Origin of the sequence: Nocardiopsis metallicus (assembly GCF_014201115.1) — a bacterium.
In the GTDB taxonomy this organism is placed as follows: Bacteria; Actinomycetota; Actinomycetes; order Streptosporangiales; family Streptosporangiaceae; genus Nocardiopsis; species Nocardiopsis metallicus.
In genome coordinates this window covers 1,521,665-1,545,259 of record NZ_JACHDO010000001.1, presented here as the reverse complement: position 1 = coordinate 1,545,259, position 23,595 = coordinate 1,521,665, and the positions used below count along the sequence as shown (strand labels likewise).

The window sequence follows — 23,595 nt, the reverse complement described above, 5'->3', positions numbered from 1 at the left end:
GTTCAGGCGACCGGTTGGCCGGTTCCGCGTTTGGCGCGTTGGATCTGGGCGTAGACGCGGGCGCGCAGGTCGGTGAAGCGCTCGTCCTGGCGGGTGGTGAGCTGGTCGCGTTCGGTCGGCAGGTCCACGGTGATGTCGTCCTGGACCACGGTGGGTGAGTTGGACAGCACCAGCACCCGCTCGCCCAGGTAGACGGCCTCGTCGATGTCGTGGGTGACGAACAGGACGGTCACCCCCAGGCGCTGCCAGATCTGGCGGACCAGGTCCTCCAGGTCGGCGCGGGTCTGGGCGTCCACGGCGGCGAAGGGCTCGTCCATGAGCAGGACCTGGGGTTCGTAGGCGATGGCCCGGGCGATGGCCACGCGCTGCTGCATGCCGCCGGAGAGCTGCCAGGGGTAGGAGTCGGCGAACTCGGCCAGGCCGACCGCCTCCAGGGATTCGGCGACCAGTTCGGCCCGGCGGGCCTTGGGCAGCTTCTTCTCCTTGAGCGGGAGTTCCACGTTCTCGCGCACGCTCATCCACGCGAACAGGCTGCGCCCGTACTCCTGGAAGACCACGGCCATGCCGGGCGGCGGGGCCAGCACCGGCTGGTCAGCCAGTTCCACGGTGCCGCTGGTGGGCGCCATGAGTCCGGCGATGCACTTGAGCAGGGTGGTCTTGCCGCAGCCGGAGGGCCCGACCAGGCAGACCAGCTCGCCCTCGGCGAGTTCGAAGGTGAGGTCGCGGACGGCCTCCACGGCCGCGGCGCCGCCGTTGTAGATCTTCTGCAGGCCGGTGACCTTGAGCATGGCGGGTCGTTCCCCCTGGTTGTCGCTGTGGTTCATGGTGCCTCACTCCCCCCGGTTGGCGGCGCGCAGGCCGCGGTACCAGCCCAGGACGCGGCCCTCGACGAGCTCGAACAGGGACGAGAGCAGGAAGCCGATCACGCCGAGCAGGACCATTCCGGCCCACATCTCGGGGATGGCGAAGGTGCGCTGGAACTGCACGATGGCAAAACCCAGGCCGCTGGAGCTGGCGAACATCTCGCTGATCACCATGAGGATGATGGCCAGGGCCAGGGCCAGGCGCAGGCCGGCCATGATCTGCGGGCTGGCCGAGCGCAGCACCAGCACCCGCAGCCGGGTCAGTCCGGAGACGCCGTAGCAGCGGGCGGTGTCGGACAGGACCGGGTCGACCGCGCGCACGCCCTCGACGGTGTTGAGCAGGACGGGCCACACGCAGCCGAAGACGATCACCATGATCTTCATCGAGTCGTCGATCCCGGCGAGCATGATCATCAGCGGGACGAGCACGGGTGGCGGGATGGCGCGCAGGAACTCCAGGACTGGTTCGATGGTGGCGCGCACCCGCGCGTCCAGGCCGAGCAGGACGCCCAGTCCGACGCCGATCACCGCGGCGATCGCGAACCCGGCGAGCAGTCGGCCCAGGCTGGGCAACACGTCCACGAAGAAGCGTTCGGAGAACCACAGGTCGGCGAAGGCCGAGGCGATGGCGGCGGGGGTGGGCGTGTAGAAGCTGGCGCCGGGCTGGGCGGTGACCGCCCAGTAAACGCCGACGATCAGCGTCGGCAGGGCCAGTACGTGCAGCAGGCGCAGGCCGATCCCGGGGGCTCCGGGGCGGCGGCGCCGGCTCGCGGTGGAGCCGGCGGCACGGCCGGGGGCGCGGCCCTGGGGGCCCTGTTCGGGTCCTTCGTGGTCGCTCGGCCCCGTGGCGCCGGGTTGGACGGTGGTGGGCTGGCTCATGCGGCGACCTCCCCGCGGACGGACGTGTGCCAGCGCAGGACGCGCCGTTCCAGGGCGCGCACGCCGATGTTGATGACCACGCCGAGGACGCCTGTGGCGACGATCCAGGCGTAGACCAGGGCGACGGCGCCGCCCTGCTGGGCGTTGGTGATCTGGTCCCCGATACCCGGGGAGCCGATGATCAGCTGGGCGGTGATGGACAGGATCAGGCCGACGGCGGCGGCCAGGCGCAGGCCGGTCATCAGGTAGGGCAGGGTGGTGGGCCACACGACGTAGCGGATGCGGGCCAGGCGGCCCAGACCGTAGGAGCGGGCGGTCTGTTCGGCGACGGGGTCCACGTCGGCCACCCCGTAGAGCACCTGGATGTAGATCAGCCAGAAACAGGCGTACACGACCAGGAGCAGGGTGGAGCGGATGTCGGTGCCGTACATCAGCACGGCCAGCGGGATGAGCGCCACCGAGGGGATGGGCCGCAGGAAGTCCACCGTGGAGGTGGTGAAGGCGCGCAGCCGGGGTGTGGCGCCCAGGGCGAATCCGAGCAGGACGGCGGCGGCCAGGGCGATGGCCAGTCCCAGCGCCCACCCGTACAGGGTGTGGCCGATGGCCTCCCAGAAGGGTGCGGTGGTGGCGCGCCGGGCCAGGGTGGTCAGGACTTCGGAGACCGGCGGGAAGTAGCGTTCGGGCACCGCGCCCAGGCGGGGCGCGAGTTCCCACAGGGCGAGCAGGCCGATGATGCCCAGGGAGCCCAGCAGGGGCCGGTTGGGCGCGGAGCGGCTGAGCACCGGGCGTCGAGGCGCGGAGCGGCCGGGTCGGGCGCGGTTGAGTGTGGCGGTCATCGGATCAGCGTTTCCAGGTCGGGGTCGGCGTCGATGATGCCGTCGGTGACCATCAGGTCGGCCAGGGTCCGCACGGCCTCGGTGTCGATCCGGGCGGGGAAGCGCGGCCAGCGCAGCTGGTCGAACAGGTCCGGGTCGATCTCGGTGTAGGCGGTGAGGGTCTGGGTGGTCTCCTCGGGGTGGTCCTGGGCGTAGGCCAGGGACTCGTTCATCGCCTCGGTGAAGGCGTCGACGGTGTCGGGGTGCTGGGCGATGAGTTCGTCGGAGGTGAAGTAGGTGGCGATGGACAGCTCGGGGTGCAGGTCCACGAAGTTGCCCGCGATCTCGGTGGCGCCCTGTTCGAGGGCGACGGTGAGGAAGGGTTCGACCACCCAGGCGGCGTCGACCTGGCCGTTGTCCAGGGCGCCGGGCATGTCGGGGAAGGCGAGTTCGATGAAGTCGAGGTCGGTGGGGTCTCCGCCCGCCACGCGCACGGAGTTGCGCACCGACGTGTCCCCGATGTTGTTGAGGTTGTCGATCGCCACGGTGGCCCCGTCCAGGTCGGCGGGTCCGGTGACGTCGCTGTCGGCGGGCACGACCAGGGCGCTGTAGTCGGTGTCGGCGTCGCCGGTGGTGGTCATGCCGTTGGCGACCACGGTCAGGGGCAGGCCCTGCTCGCGGGCGATGAGCAGGGAGGCGACGTTGCCGAAGGCGAAGTCGAGCTCTCCGCTGACCACGCGGGGGACGGTGGTGGCGCCGCCCCCGCCGGTCTCGATGGTCACGTCCAGGCCCCGCTCGGAGAAGAAGCCCTGTTCCACGCCGAGGTAGAGGGGCGCGACCGCGGTGATGGGCAGGACGCCCACACTGACGGGGGTGAGCCCGTCCCCGGAGTCGGCGGTGTCGCCGGAACCGCAGGCGGTGGCGGTCAGGGTGAGTGCGGCGCCTGCGGCGAGCACGCCCAGGGCGTTCTTCGTGGCGGTCATGTGTTCTCTCCTGGGGACGGGCAGACGGGAGGGGGCGGGACGGGACGCGGGGCTGTGCGGGGGGTCGGGGGGCGGGGGGTCGGGCGCGGGTCAGTTCAGCAGCGGGTCGAGGTCGGGTCCTGTGTTCAGGAGGCCGTCGGTGACCATCAGGTCGGCGAGCACCCGCACGGACTCCTCGTTGACCTGTCCGGGGAAGCGCGGCAGGGCCATCAGCTCGATGAGGTCGGGGTCGATCTCGGTGTAGGTGGCCAGGATGCGGCGGACCTCGTCGGGGTTGTCCTCGGCGTAGGCCAGGGACTCCTGGAGTGCCTCGGTGACCCCCTCGAAGAGTTCGGGGTCCTCGGCCAGCCGGTCCTCGGCGGTGAAGTAGACGGCCACGGACAGGTCGGGATGGGTGTCCACGAAGTTGGAGGCGATCTCGCGGTGCCCGGCCTCACGGATGGTGGAGGCGAAGGGCTCCACGGCCCAGACGGCGTCGATCTGGCCGGTCTCCAGGGCGGCGGGCATGTCCGGGAAGGGCAGTTCGACGAAGTCGACCTGGGCCGGGTCCCCGCCCGCCTCGCGCACGGACTGGCGGACGGTGGTGTCGCCGATGTTGTTGAGGTTGTTGGCGGCCACGGTCAGGCCCTCCAGCTCGGCGGCGCTGGTGACGTCGCTGTCGGAGAGGACGAACACCCCGCCGAAGTCGGCGCCCTGTTCGCCCGCGCTGGTGACGCCGTTGGTGAGGGTGGTCAGGGGCAGGCCCTGCTCGCGGGCGATGACGAGCGAGACCACGTTGCTGAAGGCGAAGTCGAACTCGCCGCTGATCACCCCGGGGACGATCGCGGCCCCGCCGGAGCCGGACTCCAACTGGAGGTCGATGCCGTGTTCGGCGAAGAAGCCCTGTTCCACGCCGAGGTAGACGGGGGCCACGTCGACGATGGGGATGACCCCGGCGGTGACGGTGGTCAGGCCGTCGGGGTGGTCGTCGGCGGGGCTACCGCAGGCGGTGGCGGCCAGCAGCGCAACCGCCGCGGTCAGGGCGGCCGGGGTGGGGCGCATCGCAACTCCAACTGGTGAGGGGGGCGGGGTGGGAGGCGGCCACCCAGATTTGTACGTGTAGCGAACACGTGTTCTGAGAGTGAACATAGGTGATGCGCATCACCGGGTCAAGGTGTGCGCGGGGCACATTTCGAAGACGTGAACAGCGGAGGATCGGATGACCACGCCTGGTCAGGGCCTTTTGCGCGTGCATTGAATCCCGGGCGGCCCCACCCGCACCCCGACTCCTCGGGCTGCGCACGAACAAGATAGGGTTGCCTAACCAAACCGCCACGTGAGGTGTACGCCCGCATCGACGGCGTCCTCGCGTGTGCCCAGCAGTGAGCACCACCCGATTGGACGTGGACCCGTGCGGCTTCCCACCGCCCCGGACGGCCGCCGAGGCTGTTCGGCTCTGGCCCGCTACACCGACGAGCAGATCGCGGGCACCGCGGGCCTCAGCAGCGGCTGGCTCCTGGTCGAGCACAACGGCCCCTGGCGCCACCCGGCCTTCGCCAGCCCCGGCCTGGACAAGGCGGTCGTCTCCCGGTTGGCCGAACGCATCGTCGGCAGCGATGTGCGGCCCCAGCTGATCAAACGCCCCGGGGCCGGCGAACGCGCCCCCGCCGAGGGCCCCCTGCGCGCCTACCTCGTCCATGCCAGCCGCACCAGCCCCTGGGTGCGCCGGATCGACTTCCAGGACCTGGCCGAGCTGCTGGAGATCGACCTCACCGCCGCCGAGCGCCCGGAGCCGCCCTCCTTCGGCGCCGCTGTGGACCACACCCTCTACCTGGTGTGCACCCACGCCAAGAAGGACCCCTGCTGCGCGATGCTGGGCCGCCCGGTCGCCGCCGCGCTGGCCGGGGGCGAGGCCGAGGTCTGGGAGACCACCCACGTGGGCGGGGACCGCTTCGCCGCCAACCTGGTGGCCCTGCCCCAGGGCGTGTACTTCGGCCGCCTGGACCCGGAGTCGGCACCGCCGACCGTGGCCGCCTTCGAGCGGGGGCTGGTCCTACCGGAGAACTACCGGGGCCGCTGCACCGACTCCGGGGCCGCCCAGGCCGCCGAGGCCGCGCTGCGCGCCCGCATCGGCCGCCCCGTGGGCGTCAACGACATCACCCGCCTGGCCGAGGAGGAGACCGGGGGCGGGGTCCGGCTCACCCTGGGCCACGACGGCGGCCTGTACTCGGTTTCGGTGGAGACCGTGGAGGGTCAGGAGTGCCCCACCACCTGCTCGGTGGTCTCCCCCACCCGACCGGTCCACCACCGGGTGCGCCAGATCACCGGAACACCGCTTGGCGGCGGTCTGCCCGGGAGCGCCTCGGTGTAACGCCGCTCCCGGCCCTCGAAGGCCGAGGGACCGGCCCCGTGGCGCGGGGCCGGTCCCTCCTCGCCCGCGGCGCGGCACCGGATCCGATCGGCACCGCGCCGGGGTCACTGGAAACCCGGTCTACTGGAAGACGACGTCGGAGCAGTTGTAGAAGGCCTCGGGGCTGTCGGAGCGCTCCCAGACCACGTAGACGATGTGCTGGCCCGAGCGCTCGGGCAGGTCCACGTCCCAGCGGTACTCCGCGCCCTCGACGCCGCCCTCGGTCAGCGGCGGGTCGGTGACCTCGCTGATGAGCTCGAGGTCGGACCAGTTCAGCGGGGAGTCGGGGGACCAGCCCGCGTCGGTGACGTAGGTGAAGAAGGTGCCGGGGTGGTGGGCCCAGGCGTTGTGGTGGAACTCCACTGTCTGGCCGGAGGGCAGCGCGGTGGTGGGCCAGTCGTCGCGTACGGCGTTGAACGCGGCGAAGTCGTCGCTGGGGCCGCACAGCTCGCCGTCGGCCACGACCTCCTGGTGACGGCCGTCGGCGTCACTGATCAGGTTGCCGAACCAGTTCCAGAAGGGGTAGCTGCCGCCCTCGGCCAGGGCGTCGGCGCAGGCGGGGTTGGTCGGCTCGACGTTCCCGCCGCTACCGCCCTCCAGCCCGTTGACGTAGCAGGCGTAGGTGCGGCTGGCGGGGTAGGTGAAAGCACCGTGGGCCTCGGCGGCCTCGGGGCTCACGGTGAGCGCGACCCCGCCGACGAGGGCGGCGGTAGCGGTCAGGGCCGCGGTTCTGGCCGCTGCGGAGGTTCTGGTGGAGGTCCTGGCGGTTCCGGTGGGGGTTCCCATGAGGGGGTCCTTCGGGGTAGCGGGGTGAGTTCGTGTATCTGAGTACCATTCGTTCTCGACGGCGCCTGGGAGCGTTCCCACGCGCCCTTGCCCGGCAAGTTAACAAAACCGAAACCCAATGACAACAGGGGATCTGAGGACGTTTTTCGAACCGGATCACCGGAGACGCACACGCACTGGTCACACCAATGAGGGGGCGGGCCCGGCCGGGCCCGCCCCCTCGTGGTCGTTCGTGTGCCGTCGTCCGTGTCGGTCCCGGCCGGTCAGGCCCAGAAACCGAAGTTGTACAGCAGGAAGTTGGTGGCGGCGATGGCGCTCAGCGCCAGCACCGAACCGGTGACGAACGAGGTCCGCAGCGATCGCACCAGGAACTCCAACGACAACAGGTTGTTGAGGATGAAGTACCCCAGCATCATCCCGTGCCAGAACGAGTCCATGCTCCACGGCTCGAAGAAGTAGGCCGCCCCGGTCCACACGTCGGTCTCGGTGGTGAACCACGACCACGCCAGCGCCGCACCGTACCCCAGCGGGATCTGGATGATCGGGATGATCATCCACGGCAGCAGCTTGACGAAGCCCCACAGGCCCGGCTGATCGGCCCGGCGCGCCTCGGACTGGGCCCGCCGCGCGGCGTCCTGCTCGGCGCGCACCCGCTCGCGGTGGGCTCGCTCAGCCTCCTGACGGCGCCGCTGCTCCTCCTGCTGCTCCTGAGCCCTGCGCTGCTGCTCCATCTGCCGCCGGCGCTGTTCCTCGGCCTGACGGTACTGCTGCTCCTGCTGCTGCCGGGGGTCGGACCGCGGACCGCGGCGCTCACCGTACAGATCGGCGTAGGGGTCGTCGTCGACCGGACGGCCCTGGCCCTGGCCGAACTGCTGGGTGGGCTGGTACCCGCCCTGGTTCGGCGGCTGCTGGTACTGGGACGTGGGCGGGACCTGCCCCTGCCCCGGCTGCCCCGGCGCCTGGGTTCCGGGCCGTGTCTCTTGAAACCCATGAGCCGTGGGCTGGTAGGGAGCGCCCTGCTGGTTGCCCAGCACCGAGGTCGCACCCGCCGAGGGGTCCTGGGTACCGTAACCGCCCGACGGCGCCACCTGGGTGGACTGGTCGTCGCCGAGGGCGCCCGCGGCCGCGGCGCCGGCCACCGCACCAGCGGCGCCGCCCAGCGCCGCCGCACCGCCCGCGCCCAGCACCTCGGTCCGCTGGTGGCCACCGGTCGCCCCGGGGTCGCCCGCCGAGGTCGCCAGGGCCTTGTTGACCTTGGCCACCTGCTCCTGCACGCCCATCATCACCGCCGGGGGCAACCAGGAGGCGCCGGCGTGCACGTCGCCCAGGTAGTCCAGGATCTCGCCCGGACCCGGCCGCCCCTGCACGTCCTTCGAAAGACAGGCCGCGATCAGGTGCCGCAGCGGCTCCGGGACCGCGGACAGGTCCGGTTCCTTGCTGATGATGCGCATGACCATCGTGGGCATGTTGCCCTCGCCGAAAGGCCCGGTGCCCGCCGCCGCGAACGCGAGCACCGCACCGTAGGCGAACAGGTCGCTGGCGGGCGTGAGCTCGGCCCCCTGCACCTGCTCGGGGCTCATGAACCCCGGGGTGCCGATCACCGACTGCGTGGCCGCGGTGCCGTCGGTGGCCCGCGCGATACCGAAGTCGATCACCCGCGGCCCGTCCTCGGACAACAGCACGTTGCCCGGCTTGAGGTCGCGGTGGATCAGCCCGACCCGGTGGATCTCGCCCAATGCCTCGGCCAGACCGGCCGCCAGCACCATCACGCTGGCCTCGGGCAGCGGGCCGTGCGCCTGCACCGCCTCGTCCAGCGGCAGGGAGGGCACGTAGGAGGTGACCAGCCAGGGCACCTCGTCATCGGGCCCGGCGTCGATGACCGGGGCGGTGAACGCGCCGCTGACCTGCCGGGCCGCGTTGACCTCCCGGGCGAACCGCTGTCTGAAGGAAGGGTCCGTGGCCAGGTGCGGATGGATGCGCTTGATCGCGACCGCGCGGCCACCGGCCGAGCGCCCGAAGAACACCTGACCCATGCCACCGGCGCCCAAGCGCCCGATCAGCCGATACCGACCGACCCGCTCCGGATCAGTGCTCTCTAGCGGCCCCAACGTCCTCAACCTCCGGCTCTGCGGCGTGTTCCTACCGAACGGGGCCCCAGTCTAGGGCCCCGGTTCCCCGTACGGACCAACGTGACCATGTGTGATCCGCGCCGGTGCGCCGGGGCTCACGGAAAGGCGGCGGAGGCTTCCTGAAGAGGGGGCGGCGTGAGGTCGCAACGTCCGGACCCGGGCACAGAGTTCCCGACTGGCCACAGACGGCCAACTCGGCGCTCCGACCAGGCAGGAGGGGAAGGGCCCCCTAGGGTCGGAAACGCCACCGAGAGGATTCCACGCCCATGCAGATTCTCGACACCCTCCGCATCGACACCCGACTGCGGGTGGCCCACGGCGTGTCGTGGCTCACCGCGCAGAGCGGTGACCATCCCAGCCGCCTCCTACACTGGCCCTGGCGGGAGAACCCCTACCCCACCTACCGCAGGCTGCGGGAACAGGGCCCGTTGGTCTCCAGCCGTCTGCCCTTCCAGACCGCCACCACCCGCGCCGCCGTCGACCAGGTCCTGCGCTCCCGCGACTTCGGCGTCGAACCCCCCGGCGACCTGGAGATCGCCGAGCAGTTCAACGCCGTCGAACTGTCCTTCCTCCAGAAGGACCCGCCCGACCACACCCGGCTGCGCAAACTCGCCCGCCCCGCGTTCAGTCCCCGGCGGATGGCCGAGTACCGCACCGAGATCGAGAAGATCACCGCCGAACTCCTGGACACGGCCCTGGCGCACGGGGAGTTCGACCTCATGCGCGACTTCGCCCAACCCCTGCCCATCACGGTCATCAGTCGGCTGCTTGGGGTCCCCGAACGCGACAACGCCGACTTCGTCCGCATCGGATACGTGGTCGGCGGGGCCCTGGACGGGGCCGGTTCGGCGCGTCACCTGCGGGAAATCAGGGACGCGACGGCAGAATTGGACCTGTTGTTCGAGCGTTTGATGGCCGAACGCCGCACCAACCCGCGCGGGGACGTGGTCTCCACCCTGGTCAAGCAGTCCGACGACGGGGAGCTGACCGCGTCCGAGCTGGGTTCGATGTGCCGTCTGTTGCTGCTCGCCGGGTTCGAGACCACGGTGAACCTGATCGGGAACGGAGTGATGGCCCTGCTGCGCCACCGGGAACAGTGGGAGCGGCTGACCGCCGACCCCGATCTGGTCACCGGAGCGGTGGAGGAGGTCCTGCGCTTCGACTCCCCAGTCCAGATCACCGGGCGCTGGGCCCAACGGGACACCGAGGTGGAGGGCGTCCGGGTCCGCGCCGGTGAGCAGGTGATGTGCCTGATCGGATCGGCCAACCGGGACCCCGGGCACTTCGGGGACCCGGACCGGTTCGACATCACCCGGCCCGACTCCGGAGAGCATCTGTCCTTCTCCAGCGGCGCCCACTACTGCCTGGGGGCGCCACTGGCCAGGCTGGAAGGGGAGATCGCCTTCCAGGCCCTGGCGCAGCGGGCCCCGGGGCTGCGCCCCACGGCGATGCCCACCCGGCGAGGCACCCTGACGGTACGGTCCCTGTCCGCGTTCCCGGTCACCGCCGGGCGCCGGTAGAGGGCGGGGCCGCAAGGGTGCGAGAAGCTGTCCAGGACGGCTGGCGCTCGGCCACGCGCGGGCGGGGTGTTCTTCTGTCAGCGGGGGCGGTATGCGTGGTCATCTTCGTGGTGGTAACAGTTCTGGTGCTGCTCCTTCCGGGGCCGGTCGAGGAACCCTCGAGTGAGCTTCCCGGCCTGGCCGAGGCCCACGGGATCAAGCTGGGCGTGGCGGTGGCGGTCAACCCGCTGGCGCACGATGCCGTGTACCGGGACCTGGTCACCGACCACTACACGTCGGTGACGGCCGAGAACACGATGAAGTGGCAGCACGTCCAGCCCGAGAGGTACGAGTTCGACTGGAGCGGACCGGACCTGGTGGTGGACTTCGCCGAGGACAACGGGCTGTCCGTCCGCGGGCACACACTGCTGTGGCACAACCAGCAGCCCGACTGGCTGGCGCAGGGGTTCTTCGACGCCGACGAGCTGCGCGCGGTCATGCGCGAGCACACCGAGGCTCTGCTGGGCCGCTACGAGGGCCGGATCGACTCCTGGGACGTGATCAACGAACCCTTCGAGGAGAACTCCCCCGAGTTGCGCGAGAACCTGTGGTACCAGACCCTGGGCGAGGACTACATCGCCGAGGCCCTGTGGCTGGCGCACGAGGTGGACCCCGAGGCCAAGCTGTACATCAACGAGTTCAACACCGAGGGCGGCGGGGAGAAGGCCGACGCCCTGTACGAGCTCTCCTCGAGCCTGCTGGAGCGCGGTGTGCCCCTGCACGGCATCGGTTTCCAGGGGCACTTCGTACACGGCAACGTGCCCGACGACCTGGCCGAGAACATGCAGCGCTTCGCCGACCTGGGCCTGGACGTGGAGATCAGCGAGCTGGACGTGCGCATCCCCGAACCGGTCACCCCGGAGGACCTGGCCGCCCAGGCCGACGAGTACCAGTACGTCCTGGAGTCCTGCCTGGCGGTCTCGCGCTGCGTCGGGGTGTCGGTGTGGGGTGTGACCGACGCGCACTCCTGGATCCCGGAGTGGTTCCCCGGCTACACCGCCGCGCTGCCCTTCGACGAGGACTACGCCCCCAAACCCGCGTTGGGCGGAATGGTGGAGGCGCTCAGCCGCAACAGCCGCCGCGCCAAGCGCTGAGCTGGAGAGCTGACGCGAAAAACCGGGTGCGGGCCCCGGCCCGCACCCGCCATCCTGGGCACTTGCGCACCTGCTCCCTTCCACCCAGGAGTCCAGCCATGGACGACAGCAGTGTCCACCCGGTCACCGTGCCGCGGGGCCTGATCGAGTCCGTCAGCGGATTCTTCGGCCCGGCCTGGGCCCGGGAGCTGCCCGCTTTGGCCGTGCGCCAACTCGACCTGTGGGACCTGACCGTGGCCGGTGAGTCCATGCACGGGGCGGTGGCCCTGGTGGTCCCGGTCCGTCGCCGCGACGGCACCCCGGCCGTGCTCAAACTCCAGCCGCAGGATTCCGAGACCGAGGGTGAGCCCGTGGCGCTGCACGCCTGGGGCGGTGACGGGGCGGTACGCCTGCTGGAGCACGATCCCGGCACCGGGGCGATGCTGTTGGAGTCCCTCGACGCCGGACGCAGGTTGGACGAGGAGCCCCTGGAGGAGGCGCTGACGGTGATCGGCGGTCTTATCGCACGGCTGAGTTCCCACCCCGCGCCGGAGGGGATGCGCGGCCTGGGGCCCATGGCACTCGACATCGCCGAGCGGGGCCGGGCCAAGATCGAGCGGGTCGGGAGCGAGTGGCGCCCGGTGTACGAACGCTGGGCCGCCGTCGCCGAGGAGATGGCCGCCCAGCCCGGCGACCGCCTGCTGCACTGGGATCTGCACTTCGAGAACGTGCTGGCCCCGCTGGACGGTTCGTCCGCCTCCGGGCGCGGCACCTGGCTGGCCATCGACCCCAAGCCGCTGGCGGGTGATCCGGGGTTCGAGCTGCTGTCCGCGCTGCGCAACCGCTGGGCGGATGCCGAGGAGACCGGTGACCCGGTCCGCGCCGCGCGGCGCCGCTTCGACCTGCTCACCGAGGCCGCCGGGATCGAGCGGGACCGGGCACGGGCCTGGACCCGGGTACGCCTCCTCCAGGACTGCCTGTGGATGGAGGCCGCCCGCCACGGGGTCCCCCGCTTCCACGCCCTGATGGACCACGCCATGGGGGAATGAGGCCCCGGAGGGGGTGCCGGTCCAGAGGCCCGCGAGCCGGAATGGGGATGCCGGGAGGCCTCAAGCCCTGGAGTTCCGTGCCCGGCCAGGGGCATGATGGGCCTGCACCGCGCCCCCACCCCCTTTCGGAGGCCATCGTGTCCGTACCCCCGCGTCCCCCCTTCGATCCCGAACTCGCCGCCGCGCTGGCCGAGATCGGCAGGGAGGTCCCGCCCGCCATCACCCCGGAGATGATCCCGGTCCTGCGCTCGGAGGGCGCAAGACGCGCGCCGGGCGCCGACGTGGACATGACCCTGGGCGGGATGTTCCGGGAGGAGGAGCACACCGCCCTGGGCGCGGACGGCACCGAGGTCCCGCTACTGGTGTGGCGGCCGGAGCGGACCACGGCGGCCACCGGGGCGCTGTACTGGGTCCACGGCGGTGGAATGGTCGCGGGCACCCACCGCGGCTGGGAGGTCCCCCGGTTGCTGGAGTTCGCCCGGGATCTGGATCTGGTGCTGGTCTCGGTCGACTACCGCCTGGCCCCGGAGCACCCGTACCCCGCCCCGGTGGAGGACTGCTACTCCGGTCTGCTGTGGTTGGCTGATCAGGCCGGGGAGCTGGGCGTGGCACCGGACCGGTTGGTCATCGGCGGGGTCAGTGCCGGGGGCGGGCTGGCGGCCGCCACCTGTCTGCTGGTCCGGGACCGGGGCGGGCCCTCGCTGCTGGGTCAGCTGCTGCTGTGCCCGATGCTGGACGACCGCAACGACTCGGTTTCCGCGCGGCAGATGGCGGGGGTCGGGGTGTGGGACCGGGTGTCCAACGCGACCGGTTGGGGCGCGCTGCTGGGCGCGGACCGGGGCGGGCCCGACGTGTCGCCCTACGCCGCCCCGGCGCGGGCCGAGGACCTGTCCGGTCTGCCCCCGGCGTTCCTGGACGTGGGTTCGGCCGAGACCTTCAGGGACGAGGTCGTGGAGTACGCGTCACGGATCTGGCGGGCGGGCGGGGCGGCGGAGCTGCACGTGTGGCCGGGCGGGTTCCATTCCTTCGACGGCTTCGTGCGGGAGGCCGCGCTCAGTCTGGACGCCTCGGCCCAGCGACTGCCATGGCTGCGTCGGATCCTGGCGGGTTGAGATCGGCCCGGTCGGGGCCGGTCGCGCTGGGGCCGGTCGGGGCGGAGCCGCAGCGGTGGCCGGTGGGGGTGGTGCCGCGCAGCCGTTTGAAGGCGCTGCTCAGGGCGAAGGCGTTGGAGTACCCGACACGGCGGGCGATCGCCTCGACGGTGGTGTCGGTCTCGCGGAGCAGGTCGGCGGCCCGGCCCACCCGCCAGTCGGCCAGGTAGGTCATGGGCGGCACGCCGACCAGAGCGCGGAAGTCGCGGGCCAGGGTGGCCCGGGAGACCCCGCAGCGCTCGGCCAGCAGCGCCACGGTCCAGGGGTGGGCGGGCTGGTTGTGCAGCAGGCGCAGCGCCTGGCCCACCACCGGGTCGGCCATGGCGGAGTACCAGGCCGGCGGGGTGGCGCCGGGGCGGTCGAACCAGGCCCGGAGCTTGGTGATCAGGGCCAGGTCCAGCAGCCGGTCCAGGACCAGTTGCTGGCCGGGGGCCGGGCAGTCGATCTCTGCCGCGATCATCTCCTCGAGCCGCCCGTGGCACTCGTCCGCCGGGACGACCAGGGCCGGGGGCAGCGCCGCGATCAGGCGCTGGCCGAGATCCCCGGAGACCTCGTAGGAGCCGCTCAGCAGCAGGTCCTGCGAGTCCAGGGAGTCACCGTAGGTACGCAGGCCCAGGGTGGCCTCCTCGGTCAGGAGCTCACCGTCCGGGCCCAGGCACCGGTCGCCGTCCAGGACGGTGCAACTGACCGGGGCGTCGGCTGGGTCGGCGATGACCTGGGGGCCGGGGCCGCGCAGGATCGCGGTGTCCCCGGCCACCAGGGGCAGGGGATCACCCTGCTCGGGGACGATCCACGCCCGCCCCCGCACCATGGTGACCAGGGTCAAAGGGGCGTCCTGGGCGAAGCGGATCGCCCACGGCGGGTTCATGACGGACCTGCTGAAGAGCGCCCCTCGGGCGCGGACCCCCTCCAGGAGGTCGGCGAGTGCGTCCATGCCGACAACTGTAGACGATCGGATATTCATATGAGCTTCCTGGCCATGGATCGTCTCAGGCCTGGGCGGTTGAATCGGGGCCATGACAGAGAACAACGTGATTGCGCGACCGGTCCTGGTGACCGGCGCGACGGGAATGACCGGCAGCCGGGTCCTGGCACAGCTGCGCGAGCTGGGGGTGCCGACCCGGGCGGCCTCGCGTTCCTCGGAGTGGCGGTTCGACTGGAGCGAGCCGCAGACCTGGGAGAAGGTGCTGGAGGGCGCCGGGTCGGTCTACCTGATCCAGGACGACACCAACCCGCGGACCCCGGAGTTCGTGGAGCGCGCGGTGGCCCACGGGGTGGAGCGGATCGTGCGGCTGTCCGCGCGCGGGGTCGATCAGCCGGGCTACTTCGAGGGCGTGGACGGTATCCCGTCACACCTGGAGGGTGAGGAGGCGCTGAGGTCCAGCGGGCTGGAGTGGACCGTGCTGCGCCCGGGGTGGTTCGCGCAGAACTTCAGTGAGGGGTTCCTGACGGAGGGAGCGCGCACGGGGGTGCTGCGACTGCCGACCGGAGACGGTGCCGCCACCTGGATCGACGTCGAGGACATCGCCGCCGTGGCGGTGGCCGCGCTCACCGGGCCCGGCCACCACGGGCGCACCTACGAGCTGAGCGGGCCCCGGGCGCTGACCGTGGCGGAGGCCCTGACGGAGATCTCCGAGGCCCTGGGGCGCCCCATCCGCTACGAGGCGGTTCCGGTGGACGAGTACGTGAACGATCTCCTGGAGCAGGGCTGGCCCAAGGAGGGAGCCCAAGAGCTGGTCTCGGCGCTCTCGGCCATCCGCCGCGGTCTGGAGGCCAAGGTCTCCCCCGGCGTCAAGGAGGCGCTGGGACGCGAGCCGCGCGACTTCACGGAGTTCGTCATCCGGACTTTCGACGCCCAGTGGGCGTAGTCGTGACCGGCAAGGTGTGAGAAGCCAAAGCCACGGCTTTACGAAGTAGATTCGCAGTGGGGTCGGGTGTCGCGGGGAACGCGGCATCCGGCCCCGGTCGCTTCCAGGTGTCTACTCGGCCACGGTGATGCCCAGCGACCCCAGGATCAGCCCGGCCTGGGCGGGGCCGATGGTGGCCCCGCGCAGGTAACCGGCCTGCTGGAGCTCCAACTCCCCCAAATCCGCGCCGCGCAGGTCCGCCCCGGCGAACTCGGCGTTGACCAGGTTGGCACCGCGCAGGCGCGACTCCGTCCACACGGTCTCGCGCAGGTCGGCCGAGGCCAGGTCCGCCTCGTCCATGCGCAGCCCTTCCAGGGTCTGGCCGCGTAGGACCAGCCCCTTGCAGCGGGCCAGCATCAGGTTGCACTGGGAGAAGGTGTAGCCGATCCCCCGCAGCGAGGTGAGGCCCGCGCCGGTCATCCGGCAGCCGGTGAAGGCGGTGTCGGTGAGCAGGGCGCCCTGCCAGCGGGTGTTGGCCAGGTCCGTGCGCTCGAAGCGGGTGTCGGTGCACTCGGCGTGCGCGAAGCTCGCCCCCGGCGCCCCTCCCCGGGTGAACACCGCGCCCTCCAGGACCGCCCGGTCCAGGCGGGCCCCGTCCAGGCGGCAGTCGACCAGCCGGGCGTCCACCAGGTGGGCGTCGCGCAGGTCGGCACCGCTCAGGTCGCAGCGGGTCAGCACGCGCGGGGCGCCCGGGTCCTTGGCCAGGGCGTCACGCAGGTCGAGTTCGGACAGGTCGGCGTCGGTGATCTCGCCCTGGGCGAGGAGGTCGGTGCTCACGTCCCGGACCCTAGCGGTCAGCACCGACAAAGCGCGTCCGGCTCCCGGCTCAGTCCCGCAGCTTCAGGGCCAGGAAGAGGTCGACGCGGTGTTCGAGGCTGCTCAGGTCGCGGCCGGTGAGCTCCTCGACCCGGCCGATGCGGTAGCGCAGGGTGTTGACGTGTACGTGCATGGAGGCGGCGCAGCGCTGCCAGGACCCCGAGTGGGCCAGGAACTGCTCCAGGGTGTCCACGAGCTCGGAGCGGTGGTCGCGGTCGTAGTCCACCAACGGTCCGAGCAGGCGCTCGCGGTAGGAGGTCTGCACCTCCTCGGGTACCGAGGCCAGCAGGAGTTCGTGTGAGTCGATCTCGGCCCCGGCGATCACCCGGGAGCGGCCGCCGCGCAGCTCGGCCAGGCGGCGGGCGTGCCGGGCCTCCACGGCGGCGCCGCGCAGTTCGGGGATCCCGCGGGCAGCCGAGCTCAGGCCCACGGCCAGGCGGTAGTCGAGCAGGCCGCCCTCCAGGACGCGTGCGCGGTGGACCAGCTCAGCGCGGATCTTCTCGGCCCTGCCGCGTGCCTGTTCCTCGGTTCCCTCCACCGGAATGACGGCCAGGGCGTCGTTGTCGCCGGTGACCACGGCGCCGGGGTGGTCGGCGACGAGTTCGGCGATCACCCGGCGCGCCAGGTCGGGCACGCGCGGCTCGGGGAGCATCATGGCACTGACCACCACGTGCGCGCGCTCGTCCGGTTCGGCGGTCTCCCCGTCTCCGGTACCGCGCATCAGGGCGGTGACCTCGTCGAAGCGCTGGGCCGCCAGCAGGCGGGGCAGCCCTTCCAGGTGGCGGGCGGTGGTCAGGGAGCGTTCCTCGTCGCGGCTGCGCGCCAGGACGCTGACGGAGACGAGTTCGGCGACGGCCTCGTGCTCCTCCTCGCTCCAGGCGTTGTGGTCGCCGCCACAGACCAGTAGCCAGTTGGAGAGCGGGTGCGACTCCTTGGTCTGGACGGGAACGATGGTCATGACCCGCCCCTCCCCGCCGGAGTGCAGGCGGGTGGTCCGCGGGAAGGCCGACCAGGTCAGGGCCTTGGCGGCAAGGTTCTCCCGTTCCTCGGCGGACAGCGGGGCACCGGAGGAGGCGACGTGGCGACCGCAGGCGGAGATCACCCAGGCGGTGACTCCGGCCTGTCTGGCGGCCGAGGCGAAGGCCTCGGGGAAGTCGGCACCGGAGGCGACCTCGGCCATGAGTCGGCGCTGGCGGTCACGGGTCTCGGCGATCGTGGTGAAGCGGCGCTGGGTGAGGGAGCGCAGCACCTCCTCGGTGACCACACCGAAGGACGTCTCGGGCGGGATCTCGACCAAGGGGACGTCGTGCGCCTGGCAGGCGTCGACCAGGTCCTCGGGGACCTCGCCCAGGGCGGTACCCGCGCCGATGGCCAGGGCCCCGGCACTGACCGCGGAGGACACGAAGACCTCGGAGTCCTCCGGGCGGGTGCGCCACATCATCCCGGTCAGGACGAGTTCCCCGCCGCGCAGGTACCGGGCGGGTTCGAGCAGGTCAGTGGTGTAGGCCCACCGGATGTCGCGATGGGCGTGCTCCGCGCCCGCCAGGAACCGCAGGTGCAGTCGCTTGACGGCGATCAGCTCACTGATCTGCATGAACGTCCCTCTGTTGGTCGGGTGGGGCACTGCCCACCAGTGGTGGCCGGTGTGGGTGTCGGTGTGTTCGTACCAGGACAGTGTGCCCTGATCAGACAGCCCGGAATGACAGTGCCGACGGTCCCGGAGTTTGTCTCCGACGACACTTGTAGGAAACGCCCAACACCTGCCGTTCGTTCCATGATCACTTCATGTCTTCACTCGCTGGTTAAGGAGGCCTTTCGAGTGTTGTACTTCACAGGATCGCCCTACTAACGAGGGACCGCGCCGGATTCGACGCGACCAGACCGCACTGCCAGGACGAGGACGAGCATGGAATTCCTGAGGCCATCCACACTGGTGGAGGCCCTAGAGGCCAGGAGCGCCCACCCCGACGGGGTGCCCATCATGGGCGGCACCGACGTGATGGTGGAGCTGAACTTCGACAAGCGCCGCCCCTCGGCGCTGATCGACCTGACCCGGGTCCCCGAGCTGACCGAGTGGGGGGTGGACGACGGCTGGACGCGACTGGGCGCCGGCGTCCCCTACACCCGGATCATCGAGCACCTGTCGGGGCGCGCCCCCGCTCTGGCCAAGGCCTCCCGGTCGGTGGCATCCCCCCAGATCCGCAATCGCGGCACCGTCGGCGGCAACCTGGGCGGGGCCTCCCCCGCCGGTGAGTCCCACCCGCCGCTGCTGGCCACGGACGCCGAGATCGAGCTCGCCTCCGTCCGCGGCACCCGCAGGGTGAGGGCACGCGACTTCTACCTGTCCTTGCGCACCACCGCGCTGCGCGAGGACGAGCTGATCACCGCGGTCCTGCTGCCAGAGGCCACCGGCCCGCAGCAGTTCGCCAAGATCGGCACCCGCAACGCCATGGTCATCGCGGTGACCTCGTTCAGCCTGGCACTGGACACCGACAAGCGGGCGGTGGGCACCGGGATCGGTTCGGCCGGTCCGACTCCGCTGCGCTCGGAGGCCGCCGAGGAGTTCCTGGCGAACGAGTTCGACTGGGAGGACGGCCGCCCGCTCGCCGAATCCGTGGTCCGCCGCTTCGGCGACCTCGTGGCCGCGGCCGCCCGCCCCATCGACGACCAGCGCGGCACCGCCGAGTACCGCAAGCACGCTCTGTCGGTCATGGCTCGCCGTGCGCTGAGCTGGTCCGTCACCGACTACCGGAAGGGGTCCACGCGATGCGCGTGAACATGAACGTCAACGGCGAGGACGTCAGCGCCGACAACGTGTGGCCGGGCGAGAGCCTGCTGTACGTGCTGCGTGAGCGGCTGGGTCTGCCGGGCAGCAAGAACGCCTGTGAGCAGGGCGAATGCGGTTCGTGCACAGTCTACTTCGACGGCGTGACCGCGTGTTCGTGCATGATCGCCGCAGGGCAGGCCGAGGGCCGCGAGATCCGCACCGTGGAGGGGCTGGCCGAGGGCACCGGCAAGGGCGGCGACCGCGCTCTGGGCGTGGTGCAGGAGGCGTTCGTCGAGGCGGGCGCGGTCCAGTGCGGGTTCTGCACGCCGGGTCTGCTGGTGCAGACCGACGACCTGCTGGAGCGCACGGTGGGCTGCGGCAAGGCCGCCCCCGGTGACGCCGAGATCCGTGAGGCCCTGGCGGGCAACCTGTGCCGCTGCACGGGGTACGAGAAGATCATCGACGCCGTCCACCTGGCCGCCGAGCGGCGCGCCGAGGCAGCCGGGAGCAACTCATGAGCCGGACCGTCATCATCGAGGGCGCCCACGTGGTGACCGTGGACGGCGCCGAGTACGCCGACGGTCACGTGGTCTCCCGCGACGGTGTGATCACCGCGGTGGGCGCGGGTCCCGCCCCCGAGGCCCAGGGTGAGGTCGAGCGGATCGACGGCCGCGGCTGCGTGGCCACGCCGGGCCTGGTCAACACCCACAACCACCTCTACCAGTGGGCGACCCAGGGGCTCTTCGCCGACGGCACGCTCTTCGAGTGGCTGGTCGGCTCCTACGAGATCTGGCACCGGCTGGACGCCGACGTGGTGTCCGGGACGACCTCGGCCGGGCTGTCCCACCTGGCGCTGTCCGGGTGCACCACCGCCTCGGACCACCACTACATCTACCCGGCCGGGCGCGGTGACATCGTCGCCGCCGAGGTCGAGGCCGCCCGCGAGGTCGGCGTCCGCCTGGACCTGGCGCGCGGTTCGATGGACCGCGGGCACAGCCAGGGCGGCCTGCCGCCGGACAGCGTGGTGGAGACCCTGGAGGGCGCGCTGGCCGGAACGGCCGCGGCGATCGACGCCCACCACGACGCCTCCGCCTCCTCGATGACACGCATCGCGGTGGCCCCCTGCTCGCCGTTCTCGGTCTCCCGGGACCTGATGACGCAAGGCGCGGCGCTCGCCCGGGACAGGGGCGTGAACCTGCACACCCACCTCGCCGAGACCCTCGACGAGGAGGAGAAGTGCCTGGCCGAGTTCGGCTGCACCCCGGTGGAGTACGCCGAGAAGCTCGGCTGGCTGGGCGATGACGTGTGGTTCGCGCACGCCGTGCACCTGTCGGACTCCGCGATCGGCCGGATCGCGGCGACCGGTACCGGAATCGCGCACTGCCCGACCTCCAACGCCCGCCTGGGCGCCGGTATCTGCCGAGTACCCGAGCTCTTGGCGGCCGGTGTGAACGTCGGCCTGGGTGTGGACGGCCCCGCCTCCAGCGAGCTGTCCACCATGGCCGGCGAGATGCACCAGGCCCTGCTGATGGCCCGTGCCCGCAAGGGCCCGCAGGCGCTGACCGCCCGGCAGTCCCTGGAACTGGCCACCCTGGGCGGGGCCCGGGTCCTGGGCCGCGACGCGGAGCTGGGCTCGCTCACGGTCGGCAAGCAGGCCGACGTGGCCCTGTGGCGCGTGGACGGCTTCGGCTTCGACGTGATCGCCGACCCGGTGGTGGCGCTGACCTTCGGTCCCGTCCCGCCCCTGGAGCGGCTCCTGGTCGGCGGGAACACCGTCGTCGACCGCGGTGAGCTGCGCACCCTGTCCGCCGAGACCGCCGCCGCGCGGGGCCGCGCGGCGCACCGATCCCTCATGCAGGAGGCGAACCACTGATGACGGCGACCACCAAGACCGTGACCACGGACCTGTCCAGCACCACCAAGGACGGACTGGGCGCGAGCCCGCGCCGACCCGACGGCACACTGAAGGTCACCGGCGAGTTCGCCTACTCCTCGGACCTGTGGATGGAGGGGATGCTGTGGGGCGCGACCCTGCGCAGCCCCCACCCGCACGCGAACATCCTGGGCATCGACATCACCGAGGCGCTCAAGGTGCCCGGGGTGGAGGCGGTGCTCACCCACGAGGACGTACCCGGCAACAAGCGGTACGGGCTGGAGTACCAGGACCAGCCGGTGCTCGCCTACGGCAAGGTGCGGTACAAGGGCGAGGCGGTGGCGATCGTGGCCGCCGACCACCCCGAGACCGCGCGCCGGGCGATGGAGCGCGTCAAGGTCGACTACGAGGTGCTGGAGCCGGTGAGCGACCCGGTGCGGGCCGCCCACGACCCCGACTACCCGCTCGTGCACGAGGAGGGCTCCCTCAAGATCCACGAGGAGTACCGCCAGTCCGGAAACCGGGTGCGCCACCAGCCGATCCGCACCGGCGACTTCGTCGGGGTGGCCGAGTCCGGCGAGGGCCAGCGGCAGGTGCTGGAGCGCCTGCGCGGCCAAGCCGACGCGATCGTGGCCGAGGAGTACGAGGTCGGTATGCAGGACCAGGCCTTCCTCGGCCCGGAGTCCGGCATGGCGGTGCCCGCCGAGGACGGCGGCGTGGACCTGTACGTGGCCACCCAGTGGCTGCACGTGGACCAGAAGCAGATCGCCCCGGCCCTGGGGCTGCCCCAGGACAAGGTGCGGCTGACCCTGGCCGGCGTGGGCGGCGCGTTCGGTGCCCGCGAGGACCTGTCCATGCAGATCCACGCGGCGCTGCTGGCGCTGCGCACCGGCAAGCCGGTCAAGTTCGTGTACAACCGCGAGGAGTCCTTCTACGGCCACGTGCACCGGCACCCGGCCAAGATGAAGTTCGAGCACGGCGCCAAGGCGGACGGCACCCTGCTGTACGTCAAGATGGAGATCATCGTCGACGGCGGCGCCTACGCCTCGGCGACGCCCGCCGTGGTGGGTGTGGCCTCCTCGCTGGGCGTGGGCCCCTACGAGGTGCCGAACGTACTGGTGGACGCCTACGGCGTGTACACCACCAATCCGCCGTGCGGTGCCATGCGCGGCTTCGGAGCGGTGCAGGCCTGCTTCGGCTACGAGTCGCAGATGGACAGGCTCGCGGAGAAGCTGGGCATGCACCCGGTGGCGCTGCGGGTCAAGAACGCCATGGCGCAGGGCTCCCGGATCATCACCGGCCAGGAGATCGACATGCCGCTGCCGATGGCGGAGATGCTCGAGCGCGCCCGCGACCTGCCGATGCCGGTGGAGCGCACCGGCCTGGAGGACCCCTCCGACCAGCGCACCCTGCCGGGCGGCGTGGCCGGGACCACCCGCGGCGAGGGCGTGGTGCGCGGTGTGGGTTACGGCGTGGGTCTGAAGAACCTGTGCTTCTCGGAGGGCTTCGACGACTACTCCACGGCCCGGGTCCGGATGGAGATCGTGGGCGGTGAGCCGGTGGTGCTGGTGCACACGGCCGCCGCCGAGGTCGGCCAGGGCCTGGTGACCGTCAAGGGGCAGATCGCCCGGACCGAGCTGGGCGTGGAGAAGGTGGCCATCGCCCCCGCCGACACCCAGGTGGGTTCGGCCGGTTCGTCCTCGGCCTCGCGGCAGTCGTACATGACCGGCGGCGCGGTGAAGATGGCCTGCGAGGCGGTGCGCGAGGCGGTGTTCGCGCTGGCCCGCGAGCGCGGCGTGATCCCGGAGGGCGTCGCCGACGCCGAGCTGTCGCTGGTCGGCGGCAAGATCGAGTCCGAGACCGCCGGGGCCCTGGTGTCCCTGGCCGACCTGCTGGGCGAGTCCGCCAGCGGCGGCACGGTCGTGGAGGAGACCCGCGAGCACCACCACCGGCCCACCGAGATGCTCGACCCCACGCTGGGCCAGGGCTCCTCGCACACCCAGTTCGGCATGTGCGTGCACCGCGCCGTGGTGGACGTGGACGTGGATCTGGGCCTGGTGAAGGTGGTGGCCCTGGACGCCGTCCAGGACGTGGGCAAGGTGCTCCACCCGCAGCAGCTGGCCGGACAGATCCAGGGTGCCTCCGCCCAGGGTCTGGGGCTGGCGCTGATGGAGGAGATCCAGGTCAAGGACAGCGTGATCCGCAACCCGTCCTTCACCGACTACCTGATCCCGACCATCCTGGACATGCCGCCGATGCGCATCGACGTGCTGGAGCACCCGGACCCGCACGCCCCGTACGGGCTGCGCGGCGCGGGCGAGCCGCCGACGCTGTCGTCGACCCCCGCGGTCGTGGCTGCGGTGCGCGACGCCACCAAGCGTCCGCTGACGCACGCGCCGGTGCGCCCGGAGGACATCGTGGGCATCGACCTGTGATCTCGGGTTGGTGGCTCCGGCTTGGTGATTCCAGGTTGATCCAGGGCGCCTTGGCCGTGTAGCGGCCGGTTCCACGTAGTAAGTACCCCCTGAACCGGTGGGGCGGCGGCAGCACCCGTCG

The 23,595-nt window shown here is 71.6% G+C and carries 20 protein-coding genes; 10 read left to right on the top strand and 10 right to left on the bottom strand.

Annotated elements, in window-relative coordinates; translation table 11 throughout:
* Positions 1–2 precede the first annotated feature (2 nt).
* From HNR07_RS06430 to HNR07_RS06410, 5 genes are all read right to left on the bottom strand, one after another.
* Positions 3–824, bottom strand: a complete 822-nt coding sequence (locus HNR07_RS06430; RefSeq protein WP_246420154.1) for an ABC transporter ATP-binding protein — start codon at positions 822–824, stop codon at positions 3–5.
* A gap of 6 nt (positions 825–830) precedes the next feature.
* Positions 831–1,742 (bottom strand): ABC transporter permease, encoded by a 912-nt coding sequence (locus HNR07_RS06425; RefSeq protein ID WP_184363173.1) that lies wholly within the window; start codon positions 1,740–1,742, stop codon positions 831–833.
* Positions 1,739–2,578, bottom strand: coding sequence for an ABC transporter permease (locus tag HNR07_RS06420; protein WP_184363170.1), 840 nt, complete (start codon positions 2,576–2,578; stop codon positions 1,739–1,741). The genes HNR07_RS06425 and HNR07_RS06420 overlap by 4 nt, the downstream gene beginning before the upstream one ends.
* On the bottom strand, positions 2,575–3,540 hold the full coding sequence (locus tag HNR07_RS06415) for an ABC transporter substrate-binding protein (protein WP_184363167.1): 966 nt from the start codon (positions 3,538–3,540) through the stop codon (positions 2,575–2,577). Before HNR07_RS06415 ends, HNR07_RS06420 begins: the two co-directional genes overlap by 4 nt.
* Positions 3,541–3,630: 90 nt before the next feature.
* Positions 3,631–4,581: an ABC transporter substrate-binding protein gene (locus HNR07_RS06410; protein WP_184363164.1), complete on the bottom strand. Its 951-nt coding sequence runs from the start codon at positions 4,579–4,581 to the stop codon at positions 3,631–3,633.
* Positions 4,582–4,930: 349 nt separating this feature from the next.
* On the opposite strand from HNR07_RS06410, the gene HNR07_RS06405 reads away from it, so the two are divergent.
* Positions 4,931–5,890: a sucrase ferredoxin gene (locus tag HNR07_RS06405; RefSeq protein WP_184363163.1), complete on the top strand. Its 960-nt coding sequence runs from the start codon at positions 4,931–4,933 to the stop codon at positions 5,888–5,890.
* A 120-nt stretch (positions 5,891–6,010) separates the two neighbouring features.
* Here the strand turns inward: HNR07_RS06405 and HNR07_RS06400 are convergent, their stop codons facing one another.
* The gene (locus HNR07_RS06400; RefSeq protein WP_246420152.1) at positions 6,011–6,715 is read right to left on the bottom strand and encodes a lytic polysaccharide monooxygenase auxiliary activity family 9 protein; all 705 of its coding nucleotides are present in this window, start codon (positions 6,713–6,715) and stop codon (positions 6,011–6,013) included.
* 263 nt (positions 6,716–6,978) lie between these two features.
* On the bottom strand, positions 6,979–8,823 hold the full coding sequence (locus HNR07_RS06395) for a serine/threonine protein kinase (protein ID WP_184363160.1): 1,845 nt from the start codon (positions 8,821–8,823) through the stop codon (positions 6,979–6,981).
* Positions 8,824–9,110: 287 nt separating this feature from the next.
* Here HNR07_RS06395 and HNR07_RS06390 point away from each other — a divergent pair, with 287 nt between their 5' ends.
* The 4 genes from HNR07_RS06390 (at position 9,111) to HNR07_RS06375 (ending at position 13,637) form a co-directional block, all read left to right on the top strand.
* Positions 9,111–10,364 carry a cytochrome P450 gene (locus tag HNR07_RS06390; RefSeq protein WP_184363157.1) on the top strand — a complete coding sequence of 418 codons (1,254 nt, stop codon included), beginning with the start codon at positions 9,111–9,113 and terminating at the stop codon, positions 10,362–10,364.
* A 17-nt stretch (positions 10,365–10,381) separates the two neighbouring features.
* A complete protein-coding gene (locus HNR07_RS06385; RefSeq protein WP_376769906.1) occupies positions 10,382–11,497 on the top strand; it encodes an endo-1,4-beta-xylanase in 1,116 nt (371 codons plus the stop codon).
* A gap of 98 nt (positions 11,498–11,595) precedes the next feature.
* Positions 11,596–12,525: an aminoglycoside phosphotransferase family protein gene (locus tag HNR07_RS06380; protein WP_184363154.1), complete on the top strand. Its 930-nt coding sequence runs from the start codon at positions 11,596–11,598 to the stop codon at positions 12,523–12,525.
* Between the two features lie 137 nt (positions 12,526–12,662).
* On the top strand, positions 12,663–13,637 hold the full coding sequence (locus tag HNR07_RS06375; RefSeq protein WP_184363151.1) for an alpha/beta hydrolase: 975 nt from the start codon (positions 12,663–12,665) through the stop codon (positions 13,635–13,637).
* Here HNR07_RS06375 and HNR07_RS06370 read toward each other — a convergent pair.
* Complete coding sequence (locus HNR07_RS06370) at positions 13,579–14,610, bottom strand: AraC family transcriptional regulator (protein ID WP_184363148.1); 1,032 nt, start codon at positions 14,608–14,610, stop codon at positions 13,579–13,581. The genes HNR07_RS06375 and HNR07_RS06370 overlap by 59 nt on opposite strands.
* An 82-nt stretch (positions 14,611–14,692) precedes the next feature.
* Between HNR07_RS06370 and HNR07_RS06365 the strand changes: the two genes are divergently transcribed.
* Positions 14,693–15,544, top strand: a complete 852-nt coding sequence (locus HNR07_RS06365) for an SDR family oxidoreductase (protein WP_184363145.1) — start codon at positions 14,693–14,695, stop codon at positions 15,542–15,544.
* 111 nt (positions 15,545–15,655) lie between these two features.
* Here HNR07_RS06365 and HNR07_RS06360 read toward each other — a convergent pair whose 3' ends face one another.
* Positions 15,656–16,360 (bottom strand): pentapeptide repeat-containing protein, encoded by a 705-nt coding sequence (locus HNR07_RS06360; RefSeq protein WP_184363143.1) that lies wholly within the window; start codon positions 16,358–16,360, stop codon positions 15,656–15,658.
* A gap of 49 nt (positions 16,361–16,409) precedes the next feature.
* The gene (locus HNR07_RS06355) at positions 16,410–17,993 is read right to left on the bottom strand and encodes a PucR family transcriptional regulator (protein WP_184363140.1); all 1,584 of its coding nucleotides are present in this window, start codon (positions 17,991–17,993) and stop codon (positions 16,410–16,412) included.
* A gap of 312 nt (positions 17,994–18,305) precedes the next feature.
* On the opposite strand from HNR07_RS06355, the gene HNR07_RS06350 reads away from it, so the two are divergent.
* Genes HNR07_RS06350 through HNR07_RS06335 form a run of 4 tightly spaced genes read left to right on the top strand, consistent with a single transcriptional unit; the run spans position 18,306 to position 23,474 of the window.
* Positions 18,306–19,175, top strand: coding sequence for an FAD binding domain-containing protein (locus HNR07_RS06350; protein WP_184363137.1), 870 nt, complete (start codon positions 18,306–18,308; stop codon positions 19,173–19,175).
* Entirely contained in the window at positions 19,166–19,684 is a 519-nt protein-coding gene (locus tag HNR07_RS06345; RefSeq protein ID WP_184363132.1) for a (2Fe-2S)-binding protein, read from the top strand. Before HNR07_RS06350 ends, HNR07_RS06345 begins: the two co-directional genes overlap by 10 nt.
* Positions 19,681–21,039: an 8-oxoguanine deaminase gene (locus HNR07_RS06340; RefSeq protein WP_184363129.1), complete on the top strand. Its 1,359-nt coding sequence runs from the start codon at positions 19,681–19,683 to the stop codon at positions 21,037–21,039. Before HNR07_RS06345 ends, HNR07_RS06340 begins: the two co-directional genes overlap by 4 nt.
* Positions 21,039–23,474 carry a xanthine dehydrogenase family protein molybdopterin-binding subunit gene (locus HNR07_RS06335; RefSeq protein ID WP_184363126.1) on the top strand — a complete coding sequence of 812 codons (2,436 nt, stop codon included), beginning with the start codon at positions 21,039–21,041 and terminating at the stop codon, positions 23,472–23,474. The genes HNR07_RS06340 and HNR07_RS06335 overlap by 1 nt, the downstream gene beginning before the upstream one ends.
* Positions 23,475–23,595: the final 121 nt, after the last annotated feature.